The sequence below is a fragment of the Candidatus Hydrogenedentota bacterium genome, assembly GCA_016791475.1.
Classification (GTDB): Bacteria; Hydrogenedentota; Hydrogenedentia; order Hydrogenedentales; family JAEUWI01; genus JAEUWI01.
Window position 1 is genome coordinate 22,322 of the sequence record JAEUWI010000008.1, and the last position, 26,465, is coordinate 48,786.

Here is a 26,465-nt window from a genome sequence, read left to right on the forward strand (position 1 = left end):
CACCCAGACCTTTCTGGTCATCCAGCGGGCGCTTTGTGGCGTGCACGCTCCGGGGATGTGCCCGTTCCGCCACGTTGCTGTCCGCTTTGACGCGGTCTCCCGCATTGGGCCACTTGCTGTTCTGTACATGCCCGACCTCCATCGTCTATATTGATTGCGTACGCTATATATATCGGTCGGCGGGGCGCGGGCAACTGCGGCATCGAAGTGGTCGACTGAAGGGATCGAAGGGGAGGTGGTCTGGTGGACCTTGCAGTGTTGGAGTCCGAGAAGTTCGAGATTATCCGGGAATTGGGTCGTGGCGGCATGGGGGTGGTTTATCTGGCGGAGGACAAGCTGCTCAAGCGGACGGTGGCCTTGAAGGTGCTCTATGAGTACCTGAACCGGGAGTCGGCGTTTGTAGAGCGCTTCCAGAAAGAGGCCCGCTCGGTATCCTCGCTTCATCATCCGAACATCGTAGCCGTGCACGGACTGGAGATCGTCAACAACACCTTCCTCATCGACATGGAGTATGTTGACGGCCTTTCGCTGGACAGGTTCATGCGGAATGCCGCCGTTCCCCCGCCCGTGGCGGCGCAGATCGCGGGGGATATCCTGGAGGGTCTGGCGACCTGCCACGGCGTCGGGGTGATCCATCGCGACATCAAGCCCGCCAATATTCTGCTCACCCAGCAGGGAATCGCGAAGATAGCGGACTTCGGCCTGGCCACGGCCTATGCCAGCCACATGAAGGACTCGGTGCGAAGCCAGTCTTCCAGTGGCTTTTTCATGGGCACGCCGCGCTATGCGCCCCCGGAGGCGTGGGAGGGCAAAGAGCCATCGCCGGGTTGGGACCTGTATTCGCTGGGCATCATGCTCTTCGAAATGCTCAGCGGCACGGTGGCCTTTCCCGGGGAGAGCCCCATGGCCATCATGCGGCAGCACCTCGCCGCGCCCCTGCCGTCCATCGCGGAGGCGGCGCCCGACGCCTCGCCCGTGTTGGCCGGGCTGGTCGATGCCCTGATCGCGGGCAAAGGCGGGGGCGCGAGCCCCACGGCGCTGGAAGCGCTCCAGCGCCTTCAGGCCACGCCGGAATACGGCAAGGCCCGCGACAGCGAAACCGCGCGGACCATTCGGGCCGCATTGAGAAATACTCAACTCAAACGCAGCCTTCCCGATCTGGGCAAGTGGATAAAGCACGGGGCCTATGCCGCCGGTCTTATCCTCATCGGCGGGGCGGCGGTCTGGCTGCTTCAGTCCAATTCGGTCACACCGGCACCCGCTCCGGCGGCCGGAGCCACCACCGCAAAGCTGGACGCGCCGCTTGTGTTCCTGCGCCCCCAGCGCGTGGGCGATTCGGAAGCGGGCGATGCCATCTGGAAGCTCTCCTTCGAGGGGGAGACCGCCCGGATCGTGTCTCTCGGCGATCTGGAATTGCTCAGCCTCGCCCTGATCCCGGCGGGCGGGCGGGACCGCTTCACCGTCACGGGCGGATGGGCGGAGTATCTCTCACCCGCGCGGGGCAGCTTCCGCTACGGCGCGGTCCGTGGCGAGGCCCTGATCGATCGGGCGGGCAACACCCTCTCTCTTTCGCTGGAAAAGATCAATAGCCGCGATCGGGAGAGCACCTCGGCCTTCCTTGTTGCGAAGCCGCTCTCGGGGACCTACAGCGAGCGCAGTTTCGTCGAGCGCCTGGAGTCCGCACCCGCCCTGCAAAACTTGATCTACAACGAGCTCATGCCCCGGAAACTTGCCTGGGCCGGCGAAGTGGAAATGCTCATGCCGGGCCTTGCGCGGGGCCGGCTCGCGGTGCCTCGGGCCGACACCGCCATCGCGGTGAACGGACACCTGGAGGAGTCCGTGTGGATGGAGGAATTCCGCACGGGCCCCTCGGAAAACGCCGAAGCGGGCGAGGGTGGCGCGGCCTTGCGCGCGCGCTGGTCGGACAATGCCCTGATCCTGGGATTTACCGCATCCTCCCCCGTACCGGGCGCGCGTCTGCGCGTCGTCCTCGATTCCGGGCTCAAAGATCCCGGTGGCATCTCCCAACACTTCCACGTGGAGATAGGGCCGGGGGGCATCACCGGGAGCGGGGCGCGCGCGGGCGCGCGAGAGCTGCCCTGGCAGTGCAACTGGGAAGTGGCCATGGCGGTAGAGGGCGGCGAGTGGCAGGCGGAGTTGCGCATCCCCCTTTCGGAACTGGGACTGCCGGCCCGCCCGCGGCTCCACCAGCGCTGGCGAATCAACGCCGCCCTGCTGCCGGTGGAAGGCGACCAGGCGCTTGCCCGCTGGGGCTTTGAGAAACTGGACGAGGTGAACCACGGATTGATGCTCGTCTTCCAGGAGGCAAAACCATGATTCTTCTCGATCCCCGGCGATCATTCGTCCTTTTCGCGGCGCTGCTTGCGCTGCCTCGGCTCCTTCCCGCCGCGCCCTATGCGCCCCCGTCTTCCGATCCGCAGGAGCTCTACACCTTCCAGGGGCATGTTTACTTCTCCGCGGACGACGGAATCCACGGTCGGGAGTTATGGCGGTCCACCGCCAGGGGCGAGATCGCGCTGGTGGCGGATATCACTCCCGGCTCCGAGAGCTCCACGATCAGCGACTTCGCCGATTTCGGGCATCATCTACTATTCCGCCTCGATCCCGCCGTGGGCGGCAGCGAGCTCTGGCGCACCGATGGGACAGCCGCCGGCACGACGCGGATCGCCCAGTTCGATGCGGAGCAGGGCCTGCACTTCGACGGCGTGATTGGAGCCACGCCCGACGGACGGGCGTGGCTTCGTATCGCGGCGGGCTCCACCCATTTGTGGGTTACCGATGGCACGCCGGAGGGGACCCAGTTGTGCGCCTTGAGGCTTCCCGACGGTCCGGAGATCGCGATCGACTATTCCATCATCCTGCAGGGGGGATACTTGTACTTCGGCGGGCTTCATCCCGCTGATGGGCCCGGACTTTTTCGATACAACACCGACGGCGGGATCGTTGAGCGTGTTGCCGCACTGGGATCCCCCGATACCGAATTTCTTCCGTGGGACGGGGAGCGATTTCTATTTCGCGGCGCGCCCGTCGGCTACGGACTGGAGCTCATGATCAGCGATGGCACATCGGAGGGCACACGTCTTGTGGCCGACATTGCTCCCGGGCCCGCCCCGTCTTATCCGAATGAATTCACGACCATCGGGAGCTTCTTTTCGCCCCGAACCGCGCCGCCAAACCGGTTCGAACTGGTGTCCAATGAAAATGGGACGAAACTGGCGGTGTTCTCGGCGGACGACGGCACCCATGGCATAGAGCCGTGGATAACGGATGGCACCGGCGAAGGCACCCGGCTGCTGGCCGATGTCTATCCCGGTAAAGAGAGCTCCGGGGCTTACAACTACAAGGTCTACGGCGATCGAATTACTTTCCCCGCGCGCGGGGAGGGCATGGGGCGCGAACTTTGGTTTACAACCCAACCCTATGAAACAGTCGCCTTGCTCGCGGACCTGTATCCCGGCCCGACGGGTTCCGAACCCTATTCAATCTTTCCTCTCATCGAGAACGATACCGTCTTCAGCGCCCTCGATCCCAACTATGGCGAAGAACTCTTCCTCGCGCGCGCCACCTCCCGCGAGGCGCGGCTCCAGAAAGACATCTATCCCGGGCCGGACAGTTCCTATCCCTACTGGTCCGTCGCGCTCGATGGCCGCGTGATCTTTGCCGCCACCGATCCAATCCACGGTCGCGAACTCTGGTACATCGATCAGCAGGGCGAGGTGGCCCTGCTCGCGGATGTTTACACCGATGCAAGCGTCAACCCATCCTCGTCTCCAGAGCAGCTCACGCCCGTGGGCGACTTGCTCTACTTCGTGTGCAACGATATCGAGCATGGCGCGGAACTTTGGATCTCCGACGGCGGCAGCGATGGGACGCGCCTGCTGAAGGACATTTTTCCCGGACCCGGCAGCAGCGCGCCCCAGTCCCTCAGTCCGCTGGGCACCATCGTCTACTTCACCGCGGAAGACGGCGGCGGCGCGGTGCGACTCTGGCGCACCGACGGCACCGCCGGGGGAACCGCGCCCGTCGATACCGAAGCCCAGTCGCCCCTTCACCTCACTGTGCGCGAGTCCACGCTCTTTTTCAGCGCCACCCGAGCCGAAGCGGGGCGCGAACTCTGGATCGTCGGCCCTGATCGACCCGCCGAGCTGGTGCGCGACATCGCCCCCGGCCCCACATCCAGCAATCCCCGCAATCTCGTGGTTTTCAAAGAGGGGATCTATTTCCTCGCCGACGACGGTGTTCACGGCGAAGAACTCTGGCGCAGCGACGGCACCACGGCGGGCACCGTGATGGTGCGGGACATCGTACCGGTTCCATTTGAGAAGCTGAGTTACCAAACCATCACACCCACCGCCGCCGGGCTCTACCTCGCCGCCGGCAGCGGCACCCGGGGCCTGGAACTCTGGCGCTATGTCCCCGGCGACACCCGCCCCACCTCCGTGAAGGACATCGCCACCTGGGATTCCGCCACCCAACCGAGACCAGGGCAGTCCGACGCAAAACGCGAAGGGGGACTGTGACCGACCCTCCCGCCCGAACTCCGCGATGCGAACCCGTGAAAATTCCTTTATTTTCCGATGGTTTGCACCTTGGCTTCGGGCACGAGCCCGCGCGCCCTGTTTCTCATTCCGCAACAGGACCTCCCTCCGTCGGCGCACTCGGGTTCGGGGCATCCGAAGCGTCCCGTTTTCGGACGGTATATGGATGTAACGCGGTAGCGGCCCGACGGTAGTTGGGTACTACGGAAAGAAAGCGCCCGGAACCGACGGGACGGGTTGTGTCCAATCGGGCCGAGGTGCTAAGCTTTTGCCCGCTTGGAGTTGCAGAAGGGGAAGTGGGGACTTTTTACGGAGTTGGACTTTATCAAGATGAGCGAGGATGCCGAATTTCGCATTCCGCGCAGAAACCCCTTCAAGGTCGGCGCCGATGTCGTGCTCAAGCAGACGATGTTCGAAATCGGTGCGATTCGTAGTTTTGAAATGAATCGGTTCGGCGTGGATGCGCTCGTGGGCGCGCGTTACTTCCGCGTGGCTTCGGATGTAAATGTGGGCCCACTCGGCGCCGACATAACCAAAGACTGGCTTGATCCGATGGTCGGCGCGCGCCTGCGCTTCAATCTGTCCGAACGCTGGAACGCCTCGCTCCGGGGTGATCTTGCGGGCTTTGGCACCGGATCCGAACTCACCACGAACGCCGTGGCGGTCCTGACCTACAGCATCTCCGACCGCTATGAGGTTGGATTCGGGTACCGCTATATGAACATCGAGCTGGACAAGGATCACCTCGATCTGGACATGACCACGTACGGGCCGGTAATCGGGATGGCGATCAATTTCTGATCACCTTGTGGGGATTGGACTCTATTCAACGCACCGAAGGGCCTTCGCGCCGTGGACACGCCGGCGTCAACCAGAAGGTCGCCCGACCGAGAACCGAACACCATGAAAAGTATCGTGCGCCCCATACTCCATGTGACCATGGCCACGTTGATTCTACTTCTTGTGCCCGCATGCGCCACCAGGCAGCTCATGCCGCCGCCCGCGCTCTATGCGGCCCGGGGAGAGAACCCCTTCGAGGGCACGCCGGAAGTTCTCCGCTCGCCGGATGTGAATATTATCTACGCCACAGACCGCCAGCGCCTGGAAGACAAGACGGGTGCGCTTACCTATGGCTCATTGCGGGCGCCGGCGTTGGTTACGGGCGTCAGCGCGGTGCGCTTTGGCGAGATTGAGGATTGGGATTCTCTCGTAAGTCAGAGCCTGAGCACCGACCGCAAAGAGAAGCTCGCGCCGCACATCGTGAAGAATACCGAGACTTTCACCTGGCCCGCATCGGGCAGGAAAGTCGACTGGTACCTTTCGGATGAGGCGGGAAAGCGCGCCATCGAAGCCGAATTTCAGGTTGCCGGTACGCAATTGCAGGAAGTGGTGTCGAAGCAGCTCTCTCAGACGGATCTGAAGGAGGTGTATGTTCTCGTCCACGGCTACAACGTCCCCTTCGACGATTCCGTCACCACGATCGCCGAGTTGTGGCATTTCATGGGGCGGCAGGGCGTGCCCATCGCCTATTCCTGGCCGGCGGGTCACGGCGGCATTCGCGGTTACACCACCGATCGCGAGTCCGGCGAGTACACCGTGATGCATTTGAAGAATATGCTGGAAGCGCTGGCCCAGTGCCCGGACCTGCAAAAGGTAAACATCCTGGCGCACAGCCGGGGCACCGATGTGGCGCTGACGGCGCTGCGCGAACTCAACATCGCCTACAGGAATCGCGGCCTGGATCCCGGCAAGGCCCTGAAGCTCGGCAGTGTCGTGCTGGCCGCGCCCGATCTTGATTTTGAAGTGGTGACGCAGCGGGTCATGGCGGAGGGGGTCCCGTTCGTGCCCGAGCAGGTGACGATCTATATTTCCGAAGACGACCGCGCCCTTGGTCTTTCAAGCTGGGTTTTCGACAGCGTCAGCCGGATCGGAAAACTCACCAGCAAGATCCTGTCGCCGGTCCAGAAAAAGCGCCTGGCGCAAAACGATACCCTGGAAGTCGTGGATGCCCGAGTCAAACGGGCGGACATATTCGGCCATAGTTATTTCTATCAGGACCCGTCGGTCAGTTCCGACGTAATCCTCGTTCTCAAAGAACATCGGGCGGCCGGCGCCGAAAATGGTCGGCCCCTGGCGCTTCAGGATAATTTCTGGGTAGTCAATCCAGGCTACCCCGAGTTTAAGTGACGATCCCGTCGCGCGCGGCGGGACAAATCGATGATGCAAACCCGAAATGCTGAATTCCGGGGCCTTCGGCTTCCGGATCCGTTGAACTGAGGGATCGCCGTGCCAGCACGCATTGTAGAAATTGTCGATGACCTGATAAAGGTGCAAGTCAGCGGGCTCCTGACCAGCACCGAACTGGCCGAGGTGCAGAAGCGCACCGCGCAACACATCGACGAGACGGGTCCGATTCGTTACCTTATCGTGGCGGATAATTTCCTCGGCTGGGCCAAAGAGGGGGACTGGGGAAATGTTTCCTTTCAGGCGGAGTATGACGCCTACATCGAGAAGATGGCGCTCGTCGGTAACAAAGAGTGGGAGGAACTGGTAGTTCTTTTTACCGGCCAGGGCGTGCGCCGTTTTCCCATACGATATTTTCTTCATGCAGAAATTGACAAGGCCCACGCGTGGATTATGGAGCCGGCCTGAACCGGGGTCGTCCTGTTAATTCTCTCGTTGGTGAGTGTCGAGATCATTCGAGTGAGTCCGAAAAGGCCGAAGCGGCCGCGGAGAGCAAAAAATGAGAATGTTGTCTCAGTTCCAGCAGGTGTGTGTGATCGCGCTGACTACTTTGGGGCTCGTGGCGGGCCCCTGCCCAATCGTGCATGGTCAGAGCGGGAAGAAAGTGAAGGCCGAAGAGACCGCGGTAGACGGTGGTTGGCCGAGGGGGTATACGACTCCCCTGGGAGCCGCCGTTGTCGTGTACCAGCCCCAGATAGCGGATTGGGACCGGCAGCAGCATATGACCGCCTACGCGGCGGTTTCCTACCGGGCGAAGGACAGCGAGGATACGGCCCTCGGAACCATCAAAATAGAATCCGACACCAGCGTTGCCGTGGAAGAGCGCCTCGTGAGCTTTGCGTCGCTGAAGATTGCCGAGGCAAACTTTCCGGCGCTTGAAAAAGCGCAGACACTCGACATGATCACGGAAATCACCGGCGCCTTTCCCGAGGAAGACCGGGTGATCGCGCTGGATCGCGTACTCGCCGCGATCGACACCAGCCAGATAGCGCCGAAGAATGTCGAGGGTGTGAAAGCCGATCCTCCGGTTGTTTTCTACGCCGACGCCCCCGCGTTGCTGGCGGTGATTGATGGCGATCCGGTTTGGAGCCCCATCCAGGCGAGTTCCCTTCGCTTCGTCGTGAACACGAACTGGGACCTCTTCCAGGAGGGCGAGTCCGGGCCTTACTATCTCCGAAACGAAAGCGCCTGGCTCACGGCGACCGACTTGAAAGGCCCCTGGGCGCCCGCGGGTACCCTGCCGGACAGCTTCTCCAAGCTGCCGGATGCGGACTGGAAGGATGTGAAGGAAGCCCTGCCCGGCAAGACGATTTCGGCCAAAGACGTTCCCACCGTTTTTGTGAACAATGGACCCGCCGAAATCATCTCCACGAAGGGGCGGCCCGCCTACGAAGCGATTGATGGAACGGGCCTTCTCTGGGTGAAGAACACCGAGAGCGACGTTTTCCGCCTTGGCAAAGAGGGCCCCTTTTATTACCTTGTTGCGGGACGTTGGTTTGCCGCGCTCGACCTGACCGGGCCGTGGTCCTTCGCCACCCCCGACCTTCCGGAAGACTTCAAGCGCATTCCCGCCGACCACCCGCGCGCGCGGGTACTGTCCTCGGTGCCGGGCTCTCCGGCCGCCATGGAGGCGGTCCTCCTCGCCCAGATTCCCCAATCGGCCCGGGTCAAGATCAGCGAAGTAAAAGCGCCCGAAGTGATCTACCAGGACGCGCCTCAGTTTGAGACGATCGCGAACACCTCGATGCAGATGGCGGTCAACACGGACAAGGCGATCATCAAAGTTGGGGATTCGTACTACATGTGCTACCAGGGCGTGTGGTTCGTGTCGGCGAACGCCGCCGGCCCCTGGAGCGTGACGAAGTCCGTTCCGGGCGAAATCTACACCATACCGCCCAGTTCACCGGTCCACCACGTGACCTATGTCACCGTTGCTGAAGATGAGGACGACGAATGGGCTGAATTTGTGTACACGGCGGGCTATACCGGTCTCATGATTGCCTGGGGCTGTGCCGTGTGGGGTACTGGATATTACTATCCGCCCTACGTGTGGTACCGCACCACATACCCCATTTACTATCCGCGGCCCGTGACCTATGGCTGGGCCGCCGCGTACAATCCCTGGACGGGACGTTACGGACACGGCGCGGGAATCTATGGTCCTTATGGCGGCGCCGGCGCGGCGGCGGTGTACAACCCGCGCACGGGAACCTACGCGCGCGGCGGCGTGGCCTATGGCCCCTATGGCGCGCGGGGCGGCGCCCAGGTGTGGAATCCCCGCACGGATACCTACGGGCAGACCCGACAGGGCTCGAACGTGTATGCGAGCTGGGGCTCCACGTACGTGCAGCGGGGCGATGACTGGGCTTCGACCAAGCGCTACACCAACAAGGTGACCGGCAACACGACCCGTGTGATACGGACCGACGAGGGCGCGGCCGTGGTGCGCCGCGATGGCGACGGGCCCAGCATGGTGGTTCGCGGCGATGGCGGCAATATCTACGCCGGTCAAGACGGCAACGTGTATCACCGGGGAGAAAATGGCGACTGGGAGCAACTTGGTGGTCAACTCAAGGGCGGCGAAACACCGACGTTGAAGGCCAAGGGAACGAAGAAGACTCCCCCCGCGGCACCACCACAGGCCCCGGCGGCGAATCGTACGCCCCCGGCGCAGCTTCCGGCGCAGATTGGCGCGGGTGTGGGTCAGTCCGGGCCGGCTCAGTTGCCCATGGCCCAGCAATTGAATCGGGATTCGGTGGCCCGTCAGAACGGCGCCCGGCGAACCCAGGACTTCAGCAACTTCCGCAACAATCAGATTGGCGGTGGCGGCCCGGCCATAAAGAATGGCGGCGGCGGTCCCGGAGGCGGGCGGCGCGCCGGTGGCGCGCCCGGGCGCCGTTAGTTGAATAGATGACAGCCAATGGGCTTCCCGGCGCTTATCCGCGCCGGGAAGCCCATTTTTTGTGGTTGTGTTATTCGAAGTCTCCTTCGAGGAAAGGTGGGCCACAGGGCGCGAGAACAAGTCGCGCGAATCGTTCGCGGAAATCAGCACCCCTTTCCAGGCGCCGCTCCCGAAGCAGGGATCGTATACAGCATTTCTGTGCGATGCCGAAGACCCAGTGCCTGAACGACCCGCCGGACTCGGGGCTCTCCGCCTTGTTCCTGACGGCTGAAAGCACTTCACCAACCAATGCGTGGGCCTGATTCGAGTCCCGAACATAGTTCAGACAATACCGGTAGAGCTCCAGCTCGTAGCGATTTGCGAGCGCTTCAAAGGCCGCATCATCGCCTCCCATCGCCGCCCGAACCAGGGTCTCGTCACTCGGGCGGGGCGGCGCGAGGAGCCACCGTTGCGTCGCGCGCCAGAACCGTCCCTTCAATACGCCCATCCAATACTTCGCTTCCAATCGTGCACCGCTCATTTCACTCGTCTCCTCTCGGGTTTCTACCGATGTTCGTTCCGAAATTCCACTCCACAGACGCCGACTTCGCTACCGTGGGGAACTTGCCGCGTATGTGCGGTTTTGTGCGGGCGCGCTGCGAGCTTCCGCAACAGTTCCATTCATCACGGGCAACCACGGCGATTTAATCCGTGCGTGAACCATTGAAAGTCTAACGTCGCAATTCCGGGCTCGGGACAAGAAATGGAAAAGATTTGGAAAGGACGGCGGAGGGGAGACATCGTGTCGAAAAGCGGCCCGACGCGGCGGCAAAGAAGCGCTATGGGCGAAGGTTGGGGGGCGTACTATTCGCCGGAGCGCGGGCAGGATGAGGATATGTCAAAGCGGAAGGGAAAGCCCTTCGCTATTCCCCTTCGGGGAGATCGAAGCGATAGCCCACACCGCGTACCGTTGCGATATAGGCGTGTTCCCCCGGACCTTCGCCGAGCTTCTTTCTCAGGTTGCCAATGTGGACGTCTATCCCTTTCGCAACGCCCACGAAAGAGCCGGACCAGGCCAGATCAAAGAGCGCATCGCGACTGAAGACACGTCCGGGTCTGGAAGACATCACGTGAAGCAGATCAAACTCCCGCGCCGTCAGGTGTATTTCCACGCCCCGCTTCCAGACCTTGCGCGCTTCGGGAGCAATTTCCAATTCACCCAGCACCCGCTGGGCCCCCGAGGCATCGCCCGGACTCAACCTCCGGAGGAGCGCCCTTACCCGCGCGATGAATTCCTTGGTGTCGAAGGGCTTGGTCAAGTAGTCATCCGCCCCGGCGTCGAGCGCGAGTACCTTTACCGTTGGAATGGCCGTGCTGCTGAGCATCATGACCGGAACGGCGGCCATCTTCCGGAGGGCTTCGAGCACCTGGAGTCCGTCCATTTCGGTGTTGCTGTCTTCCGCCGCCAGGGCGATGTCGAGCACCACCAGATCGGCGGGCGCTTCCCGGAAGCACCGCAGCGCTCCGGGCCCCGTCATGGCCGTACGCACTTCGAATCCGCCGCCGCGCAGCGCGTCCGTAAGACGCGCCAGAAGTTCGCGATCATCATCGACCACCAGGATTGATTTCCGCGACATCCCGAAGGACTCCTTATTCTTCCCGATTCCATGGATTTCCAACCGGCAACACCACATGAATGGCCGCCCCGGCTCCGGGCGATCCCTCCGCCCAGACCTCGCCACCGTGGCGTTCCACAACGCGCTTCACGATTGCGAGCCCCACCCCCGTGCCGGGGATGGCGGGATCCTGATGAAGGCGCCGGAAAACCGTAAAGAGTTTGGACGCCTGTTCCGGCTCGAAGCCAACGCCGTTGTCCCTCACCTGAAAGTGCGTGACCGTGGCGCCTGATGTACCCGTCAGTTCGATTCGGGGCCGATCCACATGCTGAGAGAACTTTACCGCGTTGCCCATTATGTTCGCCAGTACCTGGCGCAGGAGCGGGGGATCGGCCACCGCCCGGAGGCCATCCTGAATGGCGAACACGTCCCGCGTCACGACTCCGGAGAAGACCAATTCCTCGCACACTTCCCTCGCCAGGGCGGAAAGGTCAACAACCGTGCGCTCCAGCGCCGCGTTTCCCGTTCGCGAGAAAGCCAACAGATCGCGAATCAGTGTGGTCATATCGCCCGTGAGGGCGTCCGCCCGATTCAGGTCCCTGCGTGCCTGCTCCGACAGCGTACTTGCTTCGTCGGCCAGGGTCCGGGACAGGATTTCCGCAACCAGCCGGAGGGGCAATCGCAGATCGTGGGATACGGTATACGTAAAAGCCTCGAGTTCTTCATTCAACGCGAGGATTTTTCGCTCATCGGCTTTCCGCTGGGAAATGTCCCGGCTGTTGAAGAGCACGCCGCCGATCCGGGGATCGTCCGTGTAGTGCCGGGCGATCAGCTCCATGTCGTGCCAGGCGCCGTCCCGGCTCTGGCGCCGGTACTCGATCTTCCGCGTGGCGTCCTCGTTCGACATCACGTAATACCAGGCGTCTATCAGTGCCGACATGCCCGGATCGTCGATGGTCAGCCCATTAATCGCTTCGCTCATATGCTCCGTTGAAAAGCCAAAATTCGTGGCGGCGCTCGGTGTTACATAGAGCATGTCGCCGGCGGGCGAGAGTACCCCGAAGACATCCGAGAAATTGTCCAGGTAGCCCTTGTAGGGGCTTTCGCCCACCATGGCCACTTCCGACGTGGGCAGGGGCACGAACTGGAAGTGGAGACAGTCGAGCGTTGTATTGGGAAAGTGGATCGAGACGCCGCGCAGATGGCGGGTTTCGCCGGAGCGCAAGGTATCCACTATCGCCTGGCGCAGGTCCTCCACGCGGCGTACGATGGAGGAATCCGGCATGACGTCATCAAAGCGGCGATTGACGGCATGGTCCGGCGGAAGGCGAAAGGTGTCGGCGCCCGCCGGATTGGCATAGGCGAGTTCCGGCGACTGTGGATCGCCCGGGCTCCATCGCCAGATAAGCACGGGCAGGCTCAGTCCAAGAACGATCGCCTCCCAGGGGTGCTTCACATCTTCCATCTAACGCTCTCCTGATCCGCGAACGGCGCTCCCCCGAAAGGAGGTGGCGCTGTTTTCCCGGTGAGACATGTACCGGTGGTGGCGGATCGCGCGTGGGGCATCCACCGCGGCCCATGCTATCTCACCACCCGCTCCAGCTTCAATGGCGCGCCCTGGTTCCCCCGCCTGTTGGCGCCACCCGCTCGGCGACGCGCCGAAATGCGACGAGAGGCCGGAGCGCTGTCAGCGCCCGGCCTCCCATCCTATTGGGGCCGAGGATACGGCAAGCGGAACGTCGTCAAGTACTTTGCGAAACGAACAAGGTCAGGGTCTGGAGCACCTGCCCGTCAATTACCCCATAAGGCCACCGAAGAGTTCGGCCAGCCCGCCCTCGCACAAGCGGCTGAGCATATCCGTAATGGTGGCCATAATCTGTTCAAAAATGCCGCTGAAAAGTGATTCGAAATTCATGGTGTGTACTCCGTCTAGAATCGATTGGTTGTCGCACCCGGCTGGCGAAAAGGGGGCGCGTGCTTCGTTGCGGATACGCCTCAGTTTGTCGCAACGGTATTGAATCGGGGAGGCCGTAACCTGTCGTTCACGGCCCCCCCAGGCTGGCAAACCGCCTGCGCCGTCCGCGGGGTGCTCAGCCCAGCAGACCACCCAGCAGGTCATTCAGTCCACCCTGAATAAGGTCGGTGATCAGGGTCGTGATCGTGGACAGGATCTGTTCAAAGATGCCGCTGAAGAGTGATTCGAAATCCATGGTGTGTACTCCTTTTTGGGGGTGGGTATTGAACCGACAGTGTTTCCTGGGCAACCCACAGTGGGCTGCGTGCTTAGTTACGGGCGAAGTCGCCGTGTGTTACACGCCACTACGAATTCTCGCAAGACGGGGCGCGCTCCCTCCCGGCGGAGTAACGACACCCACGGGCACGGGTAGTTCTCGGCGTGAAGGGATGCCCGGCTACGCCCTCGGCCTCAACACGAATCTCGGCAAAATGCGCTCCGGTTGAAAGGAACCAATCCATGCTCCGAAATCTGATTGCCAACATGCTTATTCTCCGAAATCGACTGGTGTACGCCATGCGCCTTTACTGCCGGGACATTCTGCCGCCGGTGTCTTTCCAGCACGCGGCGGGCGCTATGCCATATACGCGGACAGATCGGCCCGGAGGGACTTCAGCGTTCGATGAAGTTTAGTGCGCACGGCGCCCTCCGTACTTCCGACAATGGCCGCAATGTCACGGGCGCACATGTTCTGAAAGAACCGCAGCTCCACAATCTCCCGCTCCCGTTCCGGCAGTCGTTCCATTGCCGCGAGGAGGCACTGGTGGCGCTCATCCTCCAGGGCCATCGCGGCCGGGTCCGGCATATCCGACTCCCAGATCCGGCCATCCTGACCAAACGTGTTGAAGGCGGGATCCTGCAGCGAGGTCATATCCACGATCCGATCCCGCTCAAGCATATTGAGGCAGAGGTTTCGGGCGATCCGGAAGAACCAGGGGCGAAAAAGCCGATCCCGGTCAAAGGTGCCCGCCTTGCTGTAGGCCTTCAGGAAGACTTCCTGCGCCGCGTCCCGCGCGCGCTCGGGGTTCTTCAGGAAACTCATGCAGTATCGAAACAAGTCGACCTGATGCCGTTCGACAATCGTCGCGAAGGCGTTCTGGTCGCCCTGCACGACGGTGGCCATGAGGGCCTCGTCGGTCTGTTGCTCCGGCGCCGTTTTCCGATTTCCGGTGGCGGCCCAAGGACGTACTCCCATTCTGTCCATCGAACTGCGATTCATTACCATTGCGTGATTCATATTTCGATCCTCCGTTTGGGTTCTGGTGAAACTTTAACCGGCTGGATCTAGGAATCCGCCTGGGATTGGCAGTGATTTGGCAAAGATTACAACGGTGCCTTTGGATCGGGGTAAGTGCATGAAAATAAATGGATTATGGGGTTCTTTCCGCTCGGAACAGGGGCCGGAGCAGGGCGGGGACTTGTCCATGCCACCCAGCAAAAATGGCCCCTGGACCGCGTTCCAATGCCCGCGGACGTCCCAGGTAAGTTTTTGGTAAAGCGGCCCCCTGCCGCGTAATGGGAGCGACACCGACCCATAGATCGGGTGGACATTGTCCTGGATGAATCGGCCACCCAACGAAAGGTGAATCCCCATGAAAATGAAGCACACATTTGCCGCCGCCCTGACCCTCGGCAGTCTTTCTCTCGCGGGATGTCCCCAGTTGTCGCCCCCCTTTGACGCCTCCGGAAACTACGGCGGCGACTTTGCCGTGGGCGCCGGGGACCTCGAACTTATCGAAGGGTGCGGCATGCTGCTTACCCTCGAACAGGATGTGGCGGGGTTGCCCCTCGCAAACGGCCGAGTCACCGGAAGTGTTACCCTCTCCTTCGGGTGCGTGCTGCCGGAAGACCTGGCCCTGCTCGCGAGTGGGGGAGGTGCGGGGCTTGCCGCTCTGGGCGCGGGCGGACTGGAAGCCGGTGTGGCCAGCCTCCTCAACCTGCCCGCGATCGAAGTCACCGGCGTGCTGCTGCCCGATGGCGCCCTCGAGCTCAATACCCCGGACCTGCTGGAAACATGCGCCAGCGGCGACTGCGTAAAGATCGCACTCTTCGGAAAGGGTACGGATTCCGACGGCGACGGGCGCATGGACTGGTTCGACGGCACCTTTGGAGGCACCCTCGGAAGCAACCTCGGGGGACTCCCCATACTTGGAGAATTTGAGACGTCCGCCATCGACTGAGCGCCGTCCAAGCGCCGGATGATTCCGGCTTCCGCGCTATTCCTTGCGATAGCTCCTCAGCGACCCAGCTTCTTCTCCAGCGCCACCCGCGCGGCCTCGTAGACCGCGAGCACGCTGTCCCTTGCGGCCTCGCTGCCGAAGTTTCCGGTGCGGCCGATGGTCACCATGCAGGAGTGCAACTCCGCGATGAGATCCTCGGCCGCTTCGGGCAGGAACACCGGCTTTCCCGCGACGCGCGCGTAGATCGGGCTCGTATGGGCAAAGAGGGGTCGTCCATATTCGTTGAAGCCGATGCTCACCGCTTCGGGCCGGTCGTAGTTGACTTCAAACGGGACGGTCCGGAGCGCCAGCCACGTTGATTCCCGTACGGCGACCGTCTGGTCGATATCTGCCTCAAAGGCCCCCGTCGTCGCTTTCGAATCGGCGCGCGCGATCACCGCGCCGTTCGCCACCAGTTCCAGCGCCTTGAAGTCGTTGCGCCCGATCGCGCGCCCGTGTACGCGCACCGATCCATCGGGGCCCGGCTCAATGATCGCGCCGGCCCGCGCGCCGTCCACGGAGAATTCGAGTAGGGGGCCGTTGGTAATGTAGGACTTCCCTTCCCGCAGGGCGGCAAGCCAGTTTGCGGTGGCGGGGGTGTCCTCCAGGCGGACCATGGTCATGGCCATATCGTTGAGAAACCAATCCGTTCCCATGGCGATGGGTACCTCGAGTCCCACATTGAGATAGCGGTAGAAGCCCCGCTCGTAGCCCCCGGTCGCGCCGCCGTCAAACACAATCTGCCCGTCCAGCAGGCCGGACACCCAGCTCGGAATATCCTCGAAGCCCCGGGCATTGTGGCACCAGAGAATAGTGGCCGCCTGGCGCCGCGCGGCCTCGATACCGCCCCGCAGTCCGATGTCGTCGTTTCCCTGCTTCATGATATCGGCCCCGAGACTCGCGGGAAGAATGAGCTGGGGAAGATCCAGAAACATGACGTGACCATAGCCCTCGGCACGGGGGAAGTTGTGGCGATACTCCTCGCCGTAGCCGAAGATGACCCCGGAGTGTTCTTCGAAGCGCCTGAGGTCCGGGGCCGTAAAGGAGTTCGAGATATACTGGGCGTCCGCGCCGGGGCGCTCGAGGTAGGATAGAAAAACGAGGTCCAGGCCATCGGCGGCGGCGGTCTCGGTAACGTAGCGCTCGGCCTCGGGAAGCGTCATCTCCTTGAGGTGCAGATGGACGTTGCCCGCGTGTTCAACCGGCGTGTGGAAGCGATCCAGGCGCAGCTCCACCGTGGCGCCGGTCTTCCCACGGAGGTTCAGGGGTTGCTCCACCGCCGACCATTCAAGTCCGGAAAACACGTCAACCCGGGCGGCATCCGCAGGCACTTCGATGGTCCGTTCACTCGGCAGAATGTACCAGCGGTCCATATACGCAAAAGCCGCCTCGCCCACGGTTTTCCCGTTCAGGGCGGTGCTCCGGGGAAGGAGCTCCGCCGGCCGGATCGTTTGGCCCTGTGCATCGGTAATATGGATCAAGGCGGGAATCGCTTTTTCCGTGACGGTATCAATGACGCGAAGGGTAAGGGCGCAGGTGGCTGCCTCGGGCGGCGTGACCCGCGTCCCGGCCTGCGCGAGGGTCGGTGGTTGGGGCAGAAGCTCGTGGTCGCCATCGTGGGCGCGCGCAGGCAGGGAGGTTGCCGCCAGCAGCAGCGCAAGGGCCAGTTTACTTGTCGTTGAGCGTTGCATCCGCAACTTCCTTGCTTCGATGATCGAACATAACCCGGAAGACGCTCCCGCCACGAGGGTTCACGGCACGGGCGTCACATTGTCACATACCATAGTCGCGCAGCTTGTATACCAAATTGCGGCGACTTATACCGAGTAGCTGGGCGGCGCGGGTCTTGTTCCCACCGGTTTTTTCCAGTGCTTCGGTGATGGCCTGTCGCTGGATGGCCTGCATGTCGCCCACGAGCACACCGGTGGTTTTCCGGGGCAGGTGCTCGCTCTTGCGCACGGCCTCGGGCAGATCGTCGGGCAGGATCTGGTGGCCGTCGGCGAGAATGGCCGCGCGCTCCAGGGCGTTGCGCAGTTCGCGGACGTTGCCGGGCCAGGGGTGGGCCAGCAGGCAGCGCTCCGCGGCGGGACTCAGGCGTTTTCGGTGGGGCGCCAGCACGAGATTCGAGAGAGGCAGGATGTCCTCCGGGCGATCCGCAAGGCCGGGCGCATGCAGCGGGAAAACGTTGATCCGGTAATACAGGTCTTCGCGGAAGCGCCCCGCCTTCACGGCTTCCTCCAGGTTGCGATTGGTCGCGGCGATGAGGCGCACATCGGCGCGGCGCTCTTCCGAGCCGCCCACGCGCCGAAAAGCGCCCGATTCCAGCACGCGCAAAAAGGCCGGTTGCAGGGCGAGGGGCAATTCGCCGATTTCATCCAGGAAGAGCGTGCCGCGGTGGGCTTCCTCGAAGCGCCCCGTGTGCTGGCGGTCCGCGCTGGTGAAGGCGCCTTTCTCGTGGCCGAAGAGCTCGCTCTCGATCAGGTGCTCGGGCAGGGCTCCGCAGTTCACGGTGACAAAGGGTCCCCCCGCGCGCGGGCTCTGGCGCTGGATATACTCGGCCAGCACCTGCTTGCCCGTGCCGCTTTCGCCCGTGATGAGTATGGTGGCGTCGCTCCCGGCGGCGCGCATGGCCTGATGGAAGACCAGCCGCATGGCGGCACTTTCGGCCACGATACCGGGCGGCAGAGTTGCGGATTCCGGATCGGCGGCTCGGTCCGGCGGCGTGCCCAGGGCATCGTCCACCGCCGCGATGAGCTCGTCCAGGTCCACCGGCTTCTCCAGGTAATCCAGCGCGCCCTGCTTCATTGCGGCAACGGCGTCGCGCACGTCGATATAGGCCGTGAGCAGAATCACCGGCAGCGCGGGATGATCCGCCTTCACCTTCGCCAGCACCTCCAGACCGCTCATGCCGGGCATCCGAACATCCAGGAGCATCAGCGCGCAATCGGGCGCCGCCGCCAGGCCCGACGGGCCGTCGGCACAGAGCAGGGTGGCGAAGCCGGCGCGCTGGAGGGCATTGTCCAGCAGTTGGCGCTGGCCGGGGTCATCATCGACGATGGCGATAGACAGTGTGTCCGTCATGGCGTCACGATACGCTTTCCAGGCCGCACAAAGAAACCGTCGTGCCTTCGCCGGGCGCGGATTGGATTTCCAAGGTCCAGCCGTGTCCCTCGGCGATTTGTTGCACCAGCGCGAGGCCCAGGCCGCAGCCCTTCTCCGAGCGGGTGAAATAGGGCTCGGTCACCCGGGCGAGATCCTCCGGCGCGATGCCCCGGCCCGTGTCGCGTACGGTGAGGGAGACTTTTCCATTGGATGGGATTACCGCGATAGCGATCCGGTCGCCGGGCGCGCAGGCGGCGAGGGCATTCAGCACGAGATTGAGCAAAGCCTTGCGGAGCTGGGCTCCATCGGCGCGCACGACAAGATCCGGTATGTTGGCGGCAATCGCCACGCCCTTCTGGCGTCCTTCCTCCTCCATGAGCGCCACGAAGGCTTTGAGGAAGGGTTGGAGCGCCAGGGGGGCGATTTCGAGCTCTCGGGGCTTCGAAAGGCTCAAGAAACCATTGATATGTCCCACGGCGCGGTCGATCTCGTCTACGATGCGCTCCGCACGCGCGCGATTTTCCTCGTGGTCCTCGGGGGACTCCGCGATAAGCTGGGCGTGGCCGCGCACGACGCTGAGGGGGTTCTTCGTCTCGTGGGCCAGGCCCGCGCCGAGGCGGGCGAGGCGCTCCTGGTGGGCCGCGTCATCGCGGGCCTTTGCCAATGCGGCCTGTAGTCTGCGCCGACGGAGCACCCCTTCCGCGGCAAGTCCGCACAAGAGCGTGAAGACCCCAATTTCGCCAAAGACCAGTATGCGCCGCGCGGCGTCAACAGACATCAAGTTGTACATCAACTCGGTGTCCAGGGCGATTACCAATCGGTAGGGCCCGGCCGGCAGGGCTTCAAAGCCTTCGGCCTCCCATCGCTGTGCGCCGCGACCCTGGCCCAGCCCAGGGCCGTGTCCACCGGTTTCCAGGGATACTTCGCGGCTCAGGACAAGTGCGGCGCTTTCCCATACGGCGCCGGTTCTGGAGCCGATCAGCAGCGCCGTGTCACCTCCGGAAGCGATGATTTCGTTATCCGCGCCGAAGAGCGCCACCCCCGTGATGCCCGGCGCGGAGATGAGTTCCTCGAAGATGTAGTCCAGCCGATCCCCGCGATAGCGTCCCATGCGTCCCTGGGCGCGGATGCCCGCCGCGAGTGCGTCCAGCGCCGTCTCGCCCCGGGCCAGCAGCACGGCGCGGTGCCCCGCCACCGCCGTGCGATAGTCCGCCACGAGCACAAGGAGGCTGGCGGCCATAACCGTGATGGCCGCCAGCCCGATACCGATCGTTGCCTTTTCGATTTTCATTGCGCCTTGCGCCAATCAGTTCAGTTGATCCGCGGGCAGTTCGCCGGCGGGTTGGGGTTCATACCCCGCCCGGCGCCACGGCCCATGCCGTAACCCTGGCCGTAGCCGCGTCCGGTGGCGTTGCCCCGGCCCGCGCCGAGACCCTTGCCCTGTCCGGGCGTCCAGTTGTTTCCACGCCCGCGCATGGCCTGGCCGCCGAGGCCCATGCCCCGTCCCGGTCCGGCCGTCGGCGCGACGGCGCAGCATCCGCCTGCGCCGCAACCGCGACCCATGCCGCGGCCCATACCCATGCCGCGACCCATCCCGCTACCCGTTCCGGTGACGACACCGTTCTGGCGATCAAGGAGCCGCTGGAAGGCGGGCAGGTGATGCTCCATGGTAGCAAACTGGAGTGCCTTGAACACGTTCGTCAATTCCACGTTGTCCACGTCCTTCATCAGCGCGTCATAGAGCGCACCGTTATCGACTTCGGCCTTTACCGAGGCCTCCGCCGCCTCCGTCAGCGTGGCGTAGGTTGGGATCTTGTCCGCCCACGTATCTTCCGGGAGGGTCACGCCGTAGCGTTCATGGAGGTATGCCAATGCCTCCACATGGCGATCTTCGGCGTTCACGATATGGGCGAAGGGCATAACCTGGCCAAAGGTGTCGAGGATCTTGTTGTAGGTGGCGCGTGCCTTGTACTCGTCCTGAATCGCGCCGTTCAGCGCCGTCTTCTCCGCGTCGGTCAGGGGCGTTGTCGGCGCCGCGTTGTTTCCGGTCGCAATACTGTTCAGGTAGCAATTGCCCCGGGGTGCGGCGTTACCGGGCTGGGCCGCGGCGTGGAGCGTTGCGAGGGCCAGCGCCAGGCCGGCGGCCGCCAGGAGGCTTCGAGTGAGCGTTGTGCGTTTCATGGGGTGCCTTTCCTTTCTGGGGCCCGCCTCGGCGGGAATCCCGTTTCAGCCGCCGTTGTGGCGACTCCACCTTTACAGGGGCATAAAGCGTGCCCACGATTTTCCCTCGATTCGGGGCGCCTGCCCTGCAGAAATGGTCCGTGACGCTGCAACGTGCGCAATTCTTGCAGGGCATGGCCGTCGACCGGAGGGTGTGACGACCGATTTCTTCCCGCGCATCCCTTCGTGCCGTGCTAGACTGGAGACAAAGGAGTTGTCGCTGCCGGGCTGCGGATAGGGATCCATCGGCGGCGCGGCATCATGCGGTAGGGCGGGCGCACACCCGCAACAACGAAAGGCAGAGCCATGAAACGCCAATCCCCAGTTCTGTTGGCCATCAGTCTGGCCGTGTTGATGGTGGCGGCGCGCGCGGATGAATACGAGGAGACGACGGTGACCCGTGTGGGCGACAAAGCACCGGAGTTCACCTGCGAGACCATTGACGGGGAGAAATTCTCGCTCAAGGAGCACGCGGGCAAGGTGGTGTTTATCAATTTCTTCGCCACGTGGTGCGGCCCCTGTCTGGCGGAGTTGCCCGAGCTGGAAAAGAGCATCCACGAGGCGTTCAAGGACGAGGCGGACTTCAGGCTCATCGTCATCGGGCGGGAGCACACGGCGGCGGAGCTGAAGGATTTTCGTATGCAGAAGGGGCTCGACCTTCCGTTTGCCCCCGACCCGGATCGGGGCATCTACAGCCTCTACGCCACCAAGTTCATCCCGCGCAACGTCATTATCGGGCGAGACGGCGTTGTAAAGTTTGCCGAAGCCGGTTTCAGCGAGGAGAAGCTGAAGACGCTGGTGACCCTGGTGAAGCAGGAGCTCGCGCTCAAACCGGCGGCGCCCGAGTCGGCGCCGGTCCGGAACGAAGAAAAGGCCCCGTAGCCCGTCAGGCGTCCAGGACTTCCCGGATCCGCTGGGCGAGGGTGCCCATGGAGAAGGGCTTGTCGATAAAGCAAACTTTCTCGTCCAGCACGCCCTGCTCGCCAATGATGTCGGCGGTGTAGCCCGACATGTAGATGCAGCGAAGCTTCGGGCAGCGCGCGCTCAGGTGGGCCCAGAGGTCGCGACCGTTCATACCTGGCATCACGAGGTCCGTGATGAGTAGCTGAATCTTGTCGGTGTCGCCGTTGAGCGAGCGCAGGGCGTCGTCGCCGTTACGGGCGGTGATGACTCGGTATCCCAGACTTTGCAATATGGTCCGGCAGGCCTCGCGAAAGTCGCCCTGGTCATCCACCAGCAGGATCGTCTCCGATCCCGAGGGGTCGCCCTTCGGTCGATCCGGGTGGTTAATGCCGTCGGCGCTTTCGCATTCCTGGATGGGCAGGTAGATCCGGAAGGTGGTCCCCTGGCCGGGTTCGCTGTCCGCCGTCACAAAGCCGCCGTTCTGATGGACGATGCCATGGACGGTGGCAAGGCCCAGGCCCGTGCCCTGGCCCTCCGGCTTGGTCGTGAAGAAGGGTTCAAAGATGTGGTTCAGCGTTTCCGCGTCCATCCCGCAGCCCGTGTCGGCCACAGACAACACCGCGAAGGAGCCCGACTTTCGTTCTCTGCCGAGCAGCACGCCCCGTTCATCGTCCACAAACTCCAGGGCGGTTCCGATGGTGACGGTGCCGCAGCCGCTCATGGCGTCCCGGGCATTGACGATCAGGTTGGCCAGCAACTGGTCAAACTGGGAGGGATCGATCTGGATGGGCAAGGGACGGCTCAAGGGATGCCAGAACAGGGTTATCCGCTCGCCCGCGAGCCGTCCGAGGAGTTTGAGCATGGCGCCCACGTTCTCGTTCAGGTCCAGACGCCGGGGTTGAACGGTCTGCTTTCGCGCGAAAGCGAGGAGCTGCCGGGTGAGGTCGGCCCCGCGCAGCGCCGCCGTGCGCATGGATTCCAGGTGTTCCCGCAACTCGGTGGTGCAGGCTTCATTGCGCAGGGCGAATTCGGAGTAGCCGATGATTACGCCCAGGATATTGTTGAAGTCGTGGGCCACGCCGCCCGCCAGCCGCCCCACGGCCTCCATCTTCTGCGCCTGGAGAAACTGCTGTCGGCTCATTTCCAGTTCCCGCCGGATTCGCATGCCTTGCAGGTGCAGGCGATAGAGCTCCGCCAGGCGCCCGAGCGAAGTCACATCGACCGAACTGAAGTCTTGGGACGGGTGGGCGAGGACGATCTGCCCCAGCCACTCGCCGCCCTGAAGTATGGGGAGCACGAGAACCCTGATTGGCGAATGAGCGCCGGGCAGGGTTGCTCCCGCGCCGGGCACGAGGACGTTAGTGGTGCGCGGTGCCTCGACTCGGCCCAGATCGTTCCAGAGCCTTTCCAGCAGGGGAAGGTCGGGGTCTTCCTCGTCGGCCGTACCCGGAAGCGTCAGGTCCGGCAAGTCGGGCCGTATCGCCGTGGCGCAGCCCGGCGATTCGCCCGGGATCATCAGGCAGCTCAGGGCGGTCCCGGCGAGCCGACCGGCGTGGCGCAGGATTTGGCCGGCGATGTCCGCGTCGCTTTCTTCCACCACCATGGCTTGGGAAACTTCCGCCAGGACCGCGTCCAGCGCCGCCTGATGAAGCAGGGCGGCCTCGGCTTTTTTTCGCTCGCTCAAGTCGATGTGAAATCCGAGGAAATGATTGTCGTCAAGTCGTGAGGCGTGTACTTCCGTGGGCGCGGTGCCGCCATCCTTGCGTCGGAGCGGCACCTCAATGGCACTTTTTTCGCCACGAATCACCCGCTGAAAATGTCGGTCGGCAAGGGCCTCGAATGTATCGATGCGCAGGTCCTTGATGGACAATCCGAGAAACTCCTCGCGTGTGTAGCCGAGGTGCTCCGCCGCCGCGCGGTTGGCCTCGAGATAGCGCCCGGTCCGATCCACGACCACGGCCCCAACGGGTGCGTGCTCGATGTAGGAGCGGAAACGGGTCTCGCTCGCCTGAAGGCTGGCTTCATAGGCTTTGCGCTCGGAGATATCGCGTAGGAAGGCAAAAACCTGGCCCTTGGATTCCGGCGGAGAACTTACGCTCGCCTCCACTTCAAGCAGCGAGCCGTCGTGTCGGCGCAATCGCGTGTCGAAGATATCGTGACCGAGCTTCATGATCTTCTCGATGTGACCGGCCACATCCGCCTGCGATTCGTTGGCTTCCACATCGGCAATACTCATCCGGAGCAGTTCGTGCTCCGAATACTCGAGCATTTCGCAGATGGCGTGATTGACCCGCAGGATACGCCCGCCGGCATCGGCGACCCAGAAGCCGTCCATGGAAGTCTGGATCAATTCTTCATATTCGCTTTCGCGCCGCTTGGCCTCGCTCAGATCAATGTTGAAGCCGCAGACGCGCAGGGGAAGGCCTTCTGCATCGCGAATGAAATGCCCCTTGGAGAGCACTGGAACGTAGTGGCCATCCGCGTGGAGGAGCCGGAACTCCACTTCGTAGTTCTCGGTACAGGTTTGCAACACGTGTTGAAAGAATCCGTTAATCCGTTCCGCATCGTCCGGATGGGTAAGGCGGCGCCACAAGTCCTCATCCGGCGAAAGGGCGTCGGGCGCGTAACCGAGCATGCCCCACCACCGCGGCGAGTAGAAGACGTCGTGGTTGACCAGGTCCCAATCCCACCAGCCGTCCGTTGCCGCTTCCAGGACCAGCGCCATACGCTCTTCACTGCGCCGCAGGGCCTCCTCGGTCTGCTTGCGCGCGGTGATATCCTGCAGGCAGAGGAGCACCCGGGGATCGTCGCCCGCGTCCAGCCGAACCGCCGTTCCCAAGAGGGTGACGGGTCGCGTTTGACCGCCCCGCCGCAGCAGGGCGTGGTGTTCAAATTCGTGGGGGGCGTTGCCGCCTTCCAGCGTTGTTCGGACCACGGCCCGCAGGCAACAGGCCCCGCAGGCTCCGGTCGAACAGCATTCGTCTTCGAAATCATGGGTGTGGATGCAGCCCAGCGCATCGCCGAGGGGCATGCCCAGGCACGAGCCCTCTTCGGGACTGGCGTAGGCGATGAAGGCGGGATTGCCGAAGCGGATTGTGGTTGATTCGTCAACCAGCCCCATCATTACGGGCGTGTTTTCGTACAGGGCCTGCAACTCGGCGTGGCGCTTGTTCAATTCGGCCTGGAGTTGACGTTCCTCGGTCACATCGCGGAACACCACCACCGTGTGGGGGCTCCCGTCGAGCGTTGCCGACGTGTGGTACAGGGACACTGCCAGGTGGTCTCCATCGTGTTTGCGCACCACGACATCCTCAACCAGGTGATCCCGGCTTCCGGGCTCCGGTGAGCCCGACAAAATCGGCAACGGACTCCCATCCGCCCCCGTCAGTATTTCGATCAGGGGCGCGCCCAGCGCGACGTTGCGCGGGCAAGCCAGCAGTCGCTCCGCCGAAGGGTTCCAGAATTTGATGCGACCGTCGTCACCGGCGAGGGCGATACCCGAAGCGACCGCATTGGCGATGGCCTGCATCTGCGCCTCGCTTTTTCGCACGTGGGCTTCCTGTTCGCGTTGCGCTTTAAGCAGCGCCTCCAGCGGGCGGACGGCGTAGCGGGGCACCAGCCAGAAGCTGTTCACCAGCCACATGGCGACCACGAGCAGAACGCTCCCAATCGCGTAGTAGTCCATGCGATCAAAGGCGCCGTGGAACCGATTCCGTATTTCCAACAGCATCCCCTGATCCTTCAGATTCAAGCGCACCTGAAGGGCGGCGATATCTTGAAGAATGGGCAACCAGCCGTCCGCGTCCAGGGGCTGGCCCGCGGCGACGGCCTCGGCCAGGCGGGCCTCAATCCGGGCGGAATGTTTGACCAGCTCGTCGTCCGCGACTTCCGCCAACGGGCCGGTGACCCCCGCCATGCCTTCCCGTGCGGCCCGCAGCCGGGCGAAACCATCAACGCCATCGCGTTTCAGGGCGTGTTCCATGGTCTGGTTGAGGGCATAGGCGGCTTCATGGAGATGGCGATTCGGCCGGTACACCGGTTTGAAGGAGGCGTCAAAGAGCCAGTAGGCGCGCGCCAGCACACCGAGAAACAGGACGGTGGACAGGATTGTGGGGAGATAGACCTTCCGGACGTTTTCGCGGCTCACGGGCGTACCCCGCTTGAATGCGCCGGTACGTGGGGGGGAAGTAAGAGGTCAGCCTCCCGGGTTCGTGTCCCAGTGGGCGCGTCTCCAGCGCCAGGAAAACGCCCCCATGTACATACAACCATCAACATCGGGTAGATACCTGATGAAATGGATCGCCACGTTGCGGGTTTGCCCGAAAGTGGATATCAGGGCAATTTCAGGGAAATCGTCCCGCACAATAGTGACCAATTTCTGACAGTATACCACGCCGCAGGTCCGGCTGGGCAACAGCGCCGCTGCGGCGTGATGCCCGGCCCAAGCCATTAAATTTCGAAACGCGGCGAGGACTTCTGAAAAGCCTGTACCGGAAGACAAGGAAGCGTCGATACCGATTCTCGCGGGTTCATGGCAGGGCAACCTATGGGGGACCGTTGCGTGAACGACAGAGAATCTATTCGATACCTCAGAAAACCAGTTGCTTCCACCGTGCGCCAAGCTCCGGTCATACCGTCTTGAACACGGTTTCTTTCGTGAAGTTCCGTGCGCAATCCAGGGGCGGCGTGATGGTGAAGACGTGTCCG

General features: G+C 63.0%; 17 protein-coding genes. 8 read left to right on the forward strand and 9 right to left on the reverse strand.

All coding sequences use genetic code 11. The features are described 5' to 3' along the window. The first annotated feature begins 243 nt into the window (after positions 1 to 243). The 6 genes from JNK74_05910 (at position 244) to JNK74_05935 (ending at position 9,705) form a co-directional block, all read left to right on the forward strand. Positions 244 to 2,337 carry a protein kinase gene (locus JNK74_05910; GenBank protein MBL7645712.1) on the forward strand — a complete coding sequence of 698 codons (2,094 nt, stop codon included), beginning with the start codon at positions 244 to 246 and terminating at the stop codon, positions 2,335 to 2,337. Then, positions 2,334 to 4,541, forward strand: coding sequence for a hypothetical protein (locus JNK74_05915; protein ID MBL7645713.1), 2,208 nt, complete (start codon positions 2,334 to 2,336; stop codon positions 4,539 to 4,541). Before JNK74_05910 ends, JNK74_05915 begins: the two co-directional genes overlap by 4 nt. A 348-nt stretch (positions 4,542 to 4,889) precedes the next feature. Further along, positions 4,890 to 5,360 (forward strand): hypothetical protein, encoded by a 471-nt coding sequence (locus tag JNK74_05920; GenBank protein MBL7645714.1) that lies wholly within the window; start codon positions 4,890 to 4,892, stop codon positions 5,358 to 5,360. Positions 5,361 to 5,462: 102 nt separating this feature from the next. Further along, positions 5,463 to 6,746 (forward strand): alpha/beta hydrolase, encoded by a 1,284-nt coding sequence (locus JNK74_05925; protein ID MBL7645715.1) that lies wholly within the window; start codon positions 5,463 to 5,465, stop codon positions 6,744 to 6,746. 99 nt (positions 6,747 to 6,845) lie between these two features. After that, on the forward strand, positions 6,846 to 7,211 hold the full coding sequence (locus JNK74_05930) for an STAS/SEC14 domain-containing protein (GenBank protein MBL7645716.1): 366 nt from the start codon (positions 6,846 to 6,848) through the stop codon (positions 7,209 to 7,211). A 91-nt stretch (positions 7,212 to 7,302) separates the two neighbouring features. Continuing rightward, a complete protein-coding gene (locus JNK74_05935; protein MBL7645717.1) occupies positions 7,303 to 9,705 on the forward strand; it encodes a hypothetical protein in 2,403 nt (800 codons plus the stop codon). A gap of 70 nt (positions 9,706 to 9,775) precedes the next feature. On the opposite strand, the gene JNK74_05940 is transcribed toward JNK74_05935, so the two are convergent. The 4 genes from JNK74_05940 to JNK74_05955 all read right to left on the reverse strand — a co-directional run bounded on the left by JNK74_05940 (position 9,776) and on the right by JNK74_05955 (position 14,509). After that, a complete protein-coding gene (locus JNK74_05940; GenBank protein ID MBL7645718.1) occupies positions 9,776 to 10,225 on the reverse strand; it encodes a hypothetical protein in 450 nt (149 codons plus the stop codon). 382 nt (positions 10,226 to 10,607) lie between these two features. Next, a complete protein-coding gene (locus JNK74_05945) occupies positions 10,608 to 11,321 on the reverse strand; it encodes a response regulator transcription factor (protein MBL7645719.1) in 714 nt (237 codons plus the stop codon). A gap of 13 nt (positions 11,322 to 11,334) precedes the next feature. Then, positions 11,335 to 12,765 (reverse strand): PAS domain S-box protein, encoded by a 1,431-nt coding sequence (locus JNK74_05950; protein MBL7645720.1) that lies wholly within the window; start codon positions 12,763 to 12,765, stop codon positions 11,335 to 11,337. A gap of 1,123 nt (positions 12,766 to 13,888) precedes the next feature. After that, positions 13,889 to 14,509, reverse strand: a complete 621-nt coding sequence (locus tag JNK74_05955; protein ID MBL7645721.1) for an RNA polymerase sigma factor — start codon at positions 14,507 to 14,509, stop codon at positions 13,889 to 13,891. Positions 14,510 to 14,906: 397 nt separating this feature from the next. Here JNK74_05955 and JNK74_05960 point away from each other — a divergent pair, with 397 nt between their 5' ends. After that, complete coding sequence (locus JNK74_05960) at positions 14,907 to 15,494, forward strand: hypothetical protein (protein ID MBL7645722.1); 588 nt, start codon at positions 14,907 to 14,909, stop codon at positions 15,492 to 15,494. Positions 15,495 to 15,550: 56 nt separating this feature from the next. On the opposite strand, the gene JNK74_05965 is transcribed toward JNK74_05960, so the two are convergent. The 4 genes from JNK74_05965 to JNK74_05980 form a co-directional block, all read right to left on the reverse strand. Beyond that, positions 15,551 to 17,224 (reverse strand): CehA/McbA family metallohydrolase, encoded by a 1,674-nt coding sequence (locus JNK74_05965; GenBank protein ID MBL7645723.1) that lies wholly within the window; start codon positions 17,222 to 17,224, stop codon positions 15,551 to 15,553. An 82-nt stretch (positions 17,225 to 17,306) separates the two neighbouring features. Then, positions 17,307 to 18,614, reverse strand: a complete 1,308-nt coding sequence (locus tag JNK74_05970; protein ID MBL7645724.1) for a sigma-54-dependent Fis family transcriptional regulator — start codon at positions 18,612 to 18,614, stop codon at positions 17,307 to 17,309. A gap of 4 nt (positions 18,615 to 18,618) precedes the next feature. After that, entirely contained in the window at positions 18,619 to 19,926 is a 1,308-nt protein-coding gene (locus JNK74_05975) for a hypothetical protein (GenBank protein MBL7645725.1), read from the reverse strand. Positions 19,927 to 19,946: 20 nt separating this feature from the next. Next, positions 19,947 to 20,816: a DUF2202 domain-containing protein gene (locus tag JNK74_05980; protein MBL7645726.1), complete on the reverse strand. Its 870-nt coding sequence runs from the start codon at positions 20,814 to 20,816 to the stop codon at positions 19,947 to 19,949. Positions 20,817 to 21,161: 345 nt separating this feature from the next. Between JNK74_05980 and JNK74_05985 the strand changes: the two genes are divergently transcribed. Next, positions 21,162 to 21,737, forward strand: coding sequence for a TlpA family protein disulfide reductase (locus JNK74_05985; protein ID MBL7645727.1), 576 nt, complete (start codon positions 21,162 to 21,164; stop codon positions 21,735 to 21,737). Between the two features lie 4 nt (positions 21,738 to 21,741). On the opposite strand, the gene JNK74_05990 is transcribed toward JNK74_05985, so the two are convergent. Further along, a complete protein-coding gene (locus JNK74_05990; protein ID MBL7645728.1) occupies positions 21,742 to 25,905 on the reverse strand; it encodes a PAS domain S-box protein in 4,164 nt (1,387 codons plus the stop codon). Between the last annotated feature and the right edge of the window lie 560 nt (positions 25,906 to 26,465).

Bases quoted from the DNA above. Each gene is read 5' to 3' on its own strand.
- JNK74_05920 (MBL7645714.1), top strand. From the start codon at position 4,890: ATGAGCGAGGATGCCGAATTTCGCATTCCGCGCAGAAACCCCTTCAAG.
- JNK74_05935 (MBL7645717.1), top strand. From the start codon at position 7,303: ATGAGAATGTTGTCTCAGTTCCAGCAGGTGTGTGTGATCGCGCTGACT.
- JNK74_05980 (MBL7645726.1), bottom strand. From the start codon at position 20,816: ATGAAACGCACAACGCTCACTCGAAGCCTCCTGGCGGCCGCCGGCCTG.
- JNK74_05975 (MBL7645725.1), bottom strand. From the start codon at position 19,926: ATGAAAATCGAAAAGGCAACGATCGGTATCGGGCTGGCGGCCATCACG.
- JNK74_05925 (MBL7645715.1), top strand. From the start codon at position 5,463: ATGAAAAGTATCGTGCGCCCCATACTCCATGTGACCATGGCCACGTTG.
- JNK74_05940 (MBL7645718.1), bottom strand. From the start codon at position 10,225: ATGAGCGGTGCACGATTGGAAGCGAAGTATTGGATGGGCGTATTGAAG.
- JNK74_05915 (MBL7645713.1), top strand. From the start codon at position 2,334: ATGATTCTTCTCGATCCCCGGCGATCATTCGTCCTTTTCGCGGCGCTG.
- JNK74_05985 (MBL7645727.1), top strand. From the start codon at position 21,162: ATGAAACGCCAATCCCCAGTTCTGTTGGCCATCAGTCTGGCCGTGTTG.
- JNK74_05970 (MBL7645724.1), bottom strand. From the start codon at position 18,614: ATGACGGACACACTGTCTATCGCCATCGTCGATGATGACCCCGGCCAG.
- JNK74_05965 (MBL7645723.1), bottom strand. From the start codon at position 17,224: ATGCAACGCTCAACGACAAGTAAACTGGCCCTTGCGCTGCTGCTGGCG.
- JNK74_05955 (MBL7645721.1), bottom strand. From the start codon at position 14,509: ATGGGAGTACGTCCTTGGGCCGCCACCGGAAATCGGAAAACGGCGCCG.
- JNK74_05945 (MBL7645719.1), bottom strand. From the start codon at position 11,321: ATGTCGCGGAAATCAATCCTGGTGGTCGATGATGATCGCGAACTTCTG.
- JNK74_05960 (MBL7645722.1), top strand. From the start codon at position 14,907: ATGAAAATGAAGCACACATTTGCCGCCGCCCTGACCCTCGGCAGTCTT.
- JNK74_05950 (MBL7645720.1), bottom strand. From the start codon at position 12,765: ATGGAAGATGTGAAGCACCCCTGGGAGGCGATCGTTCTTGGACTGAGC.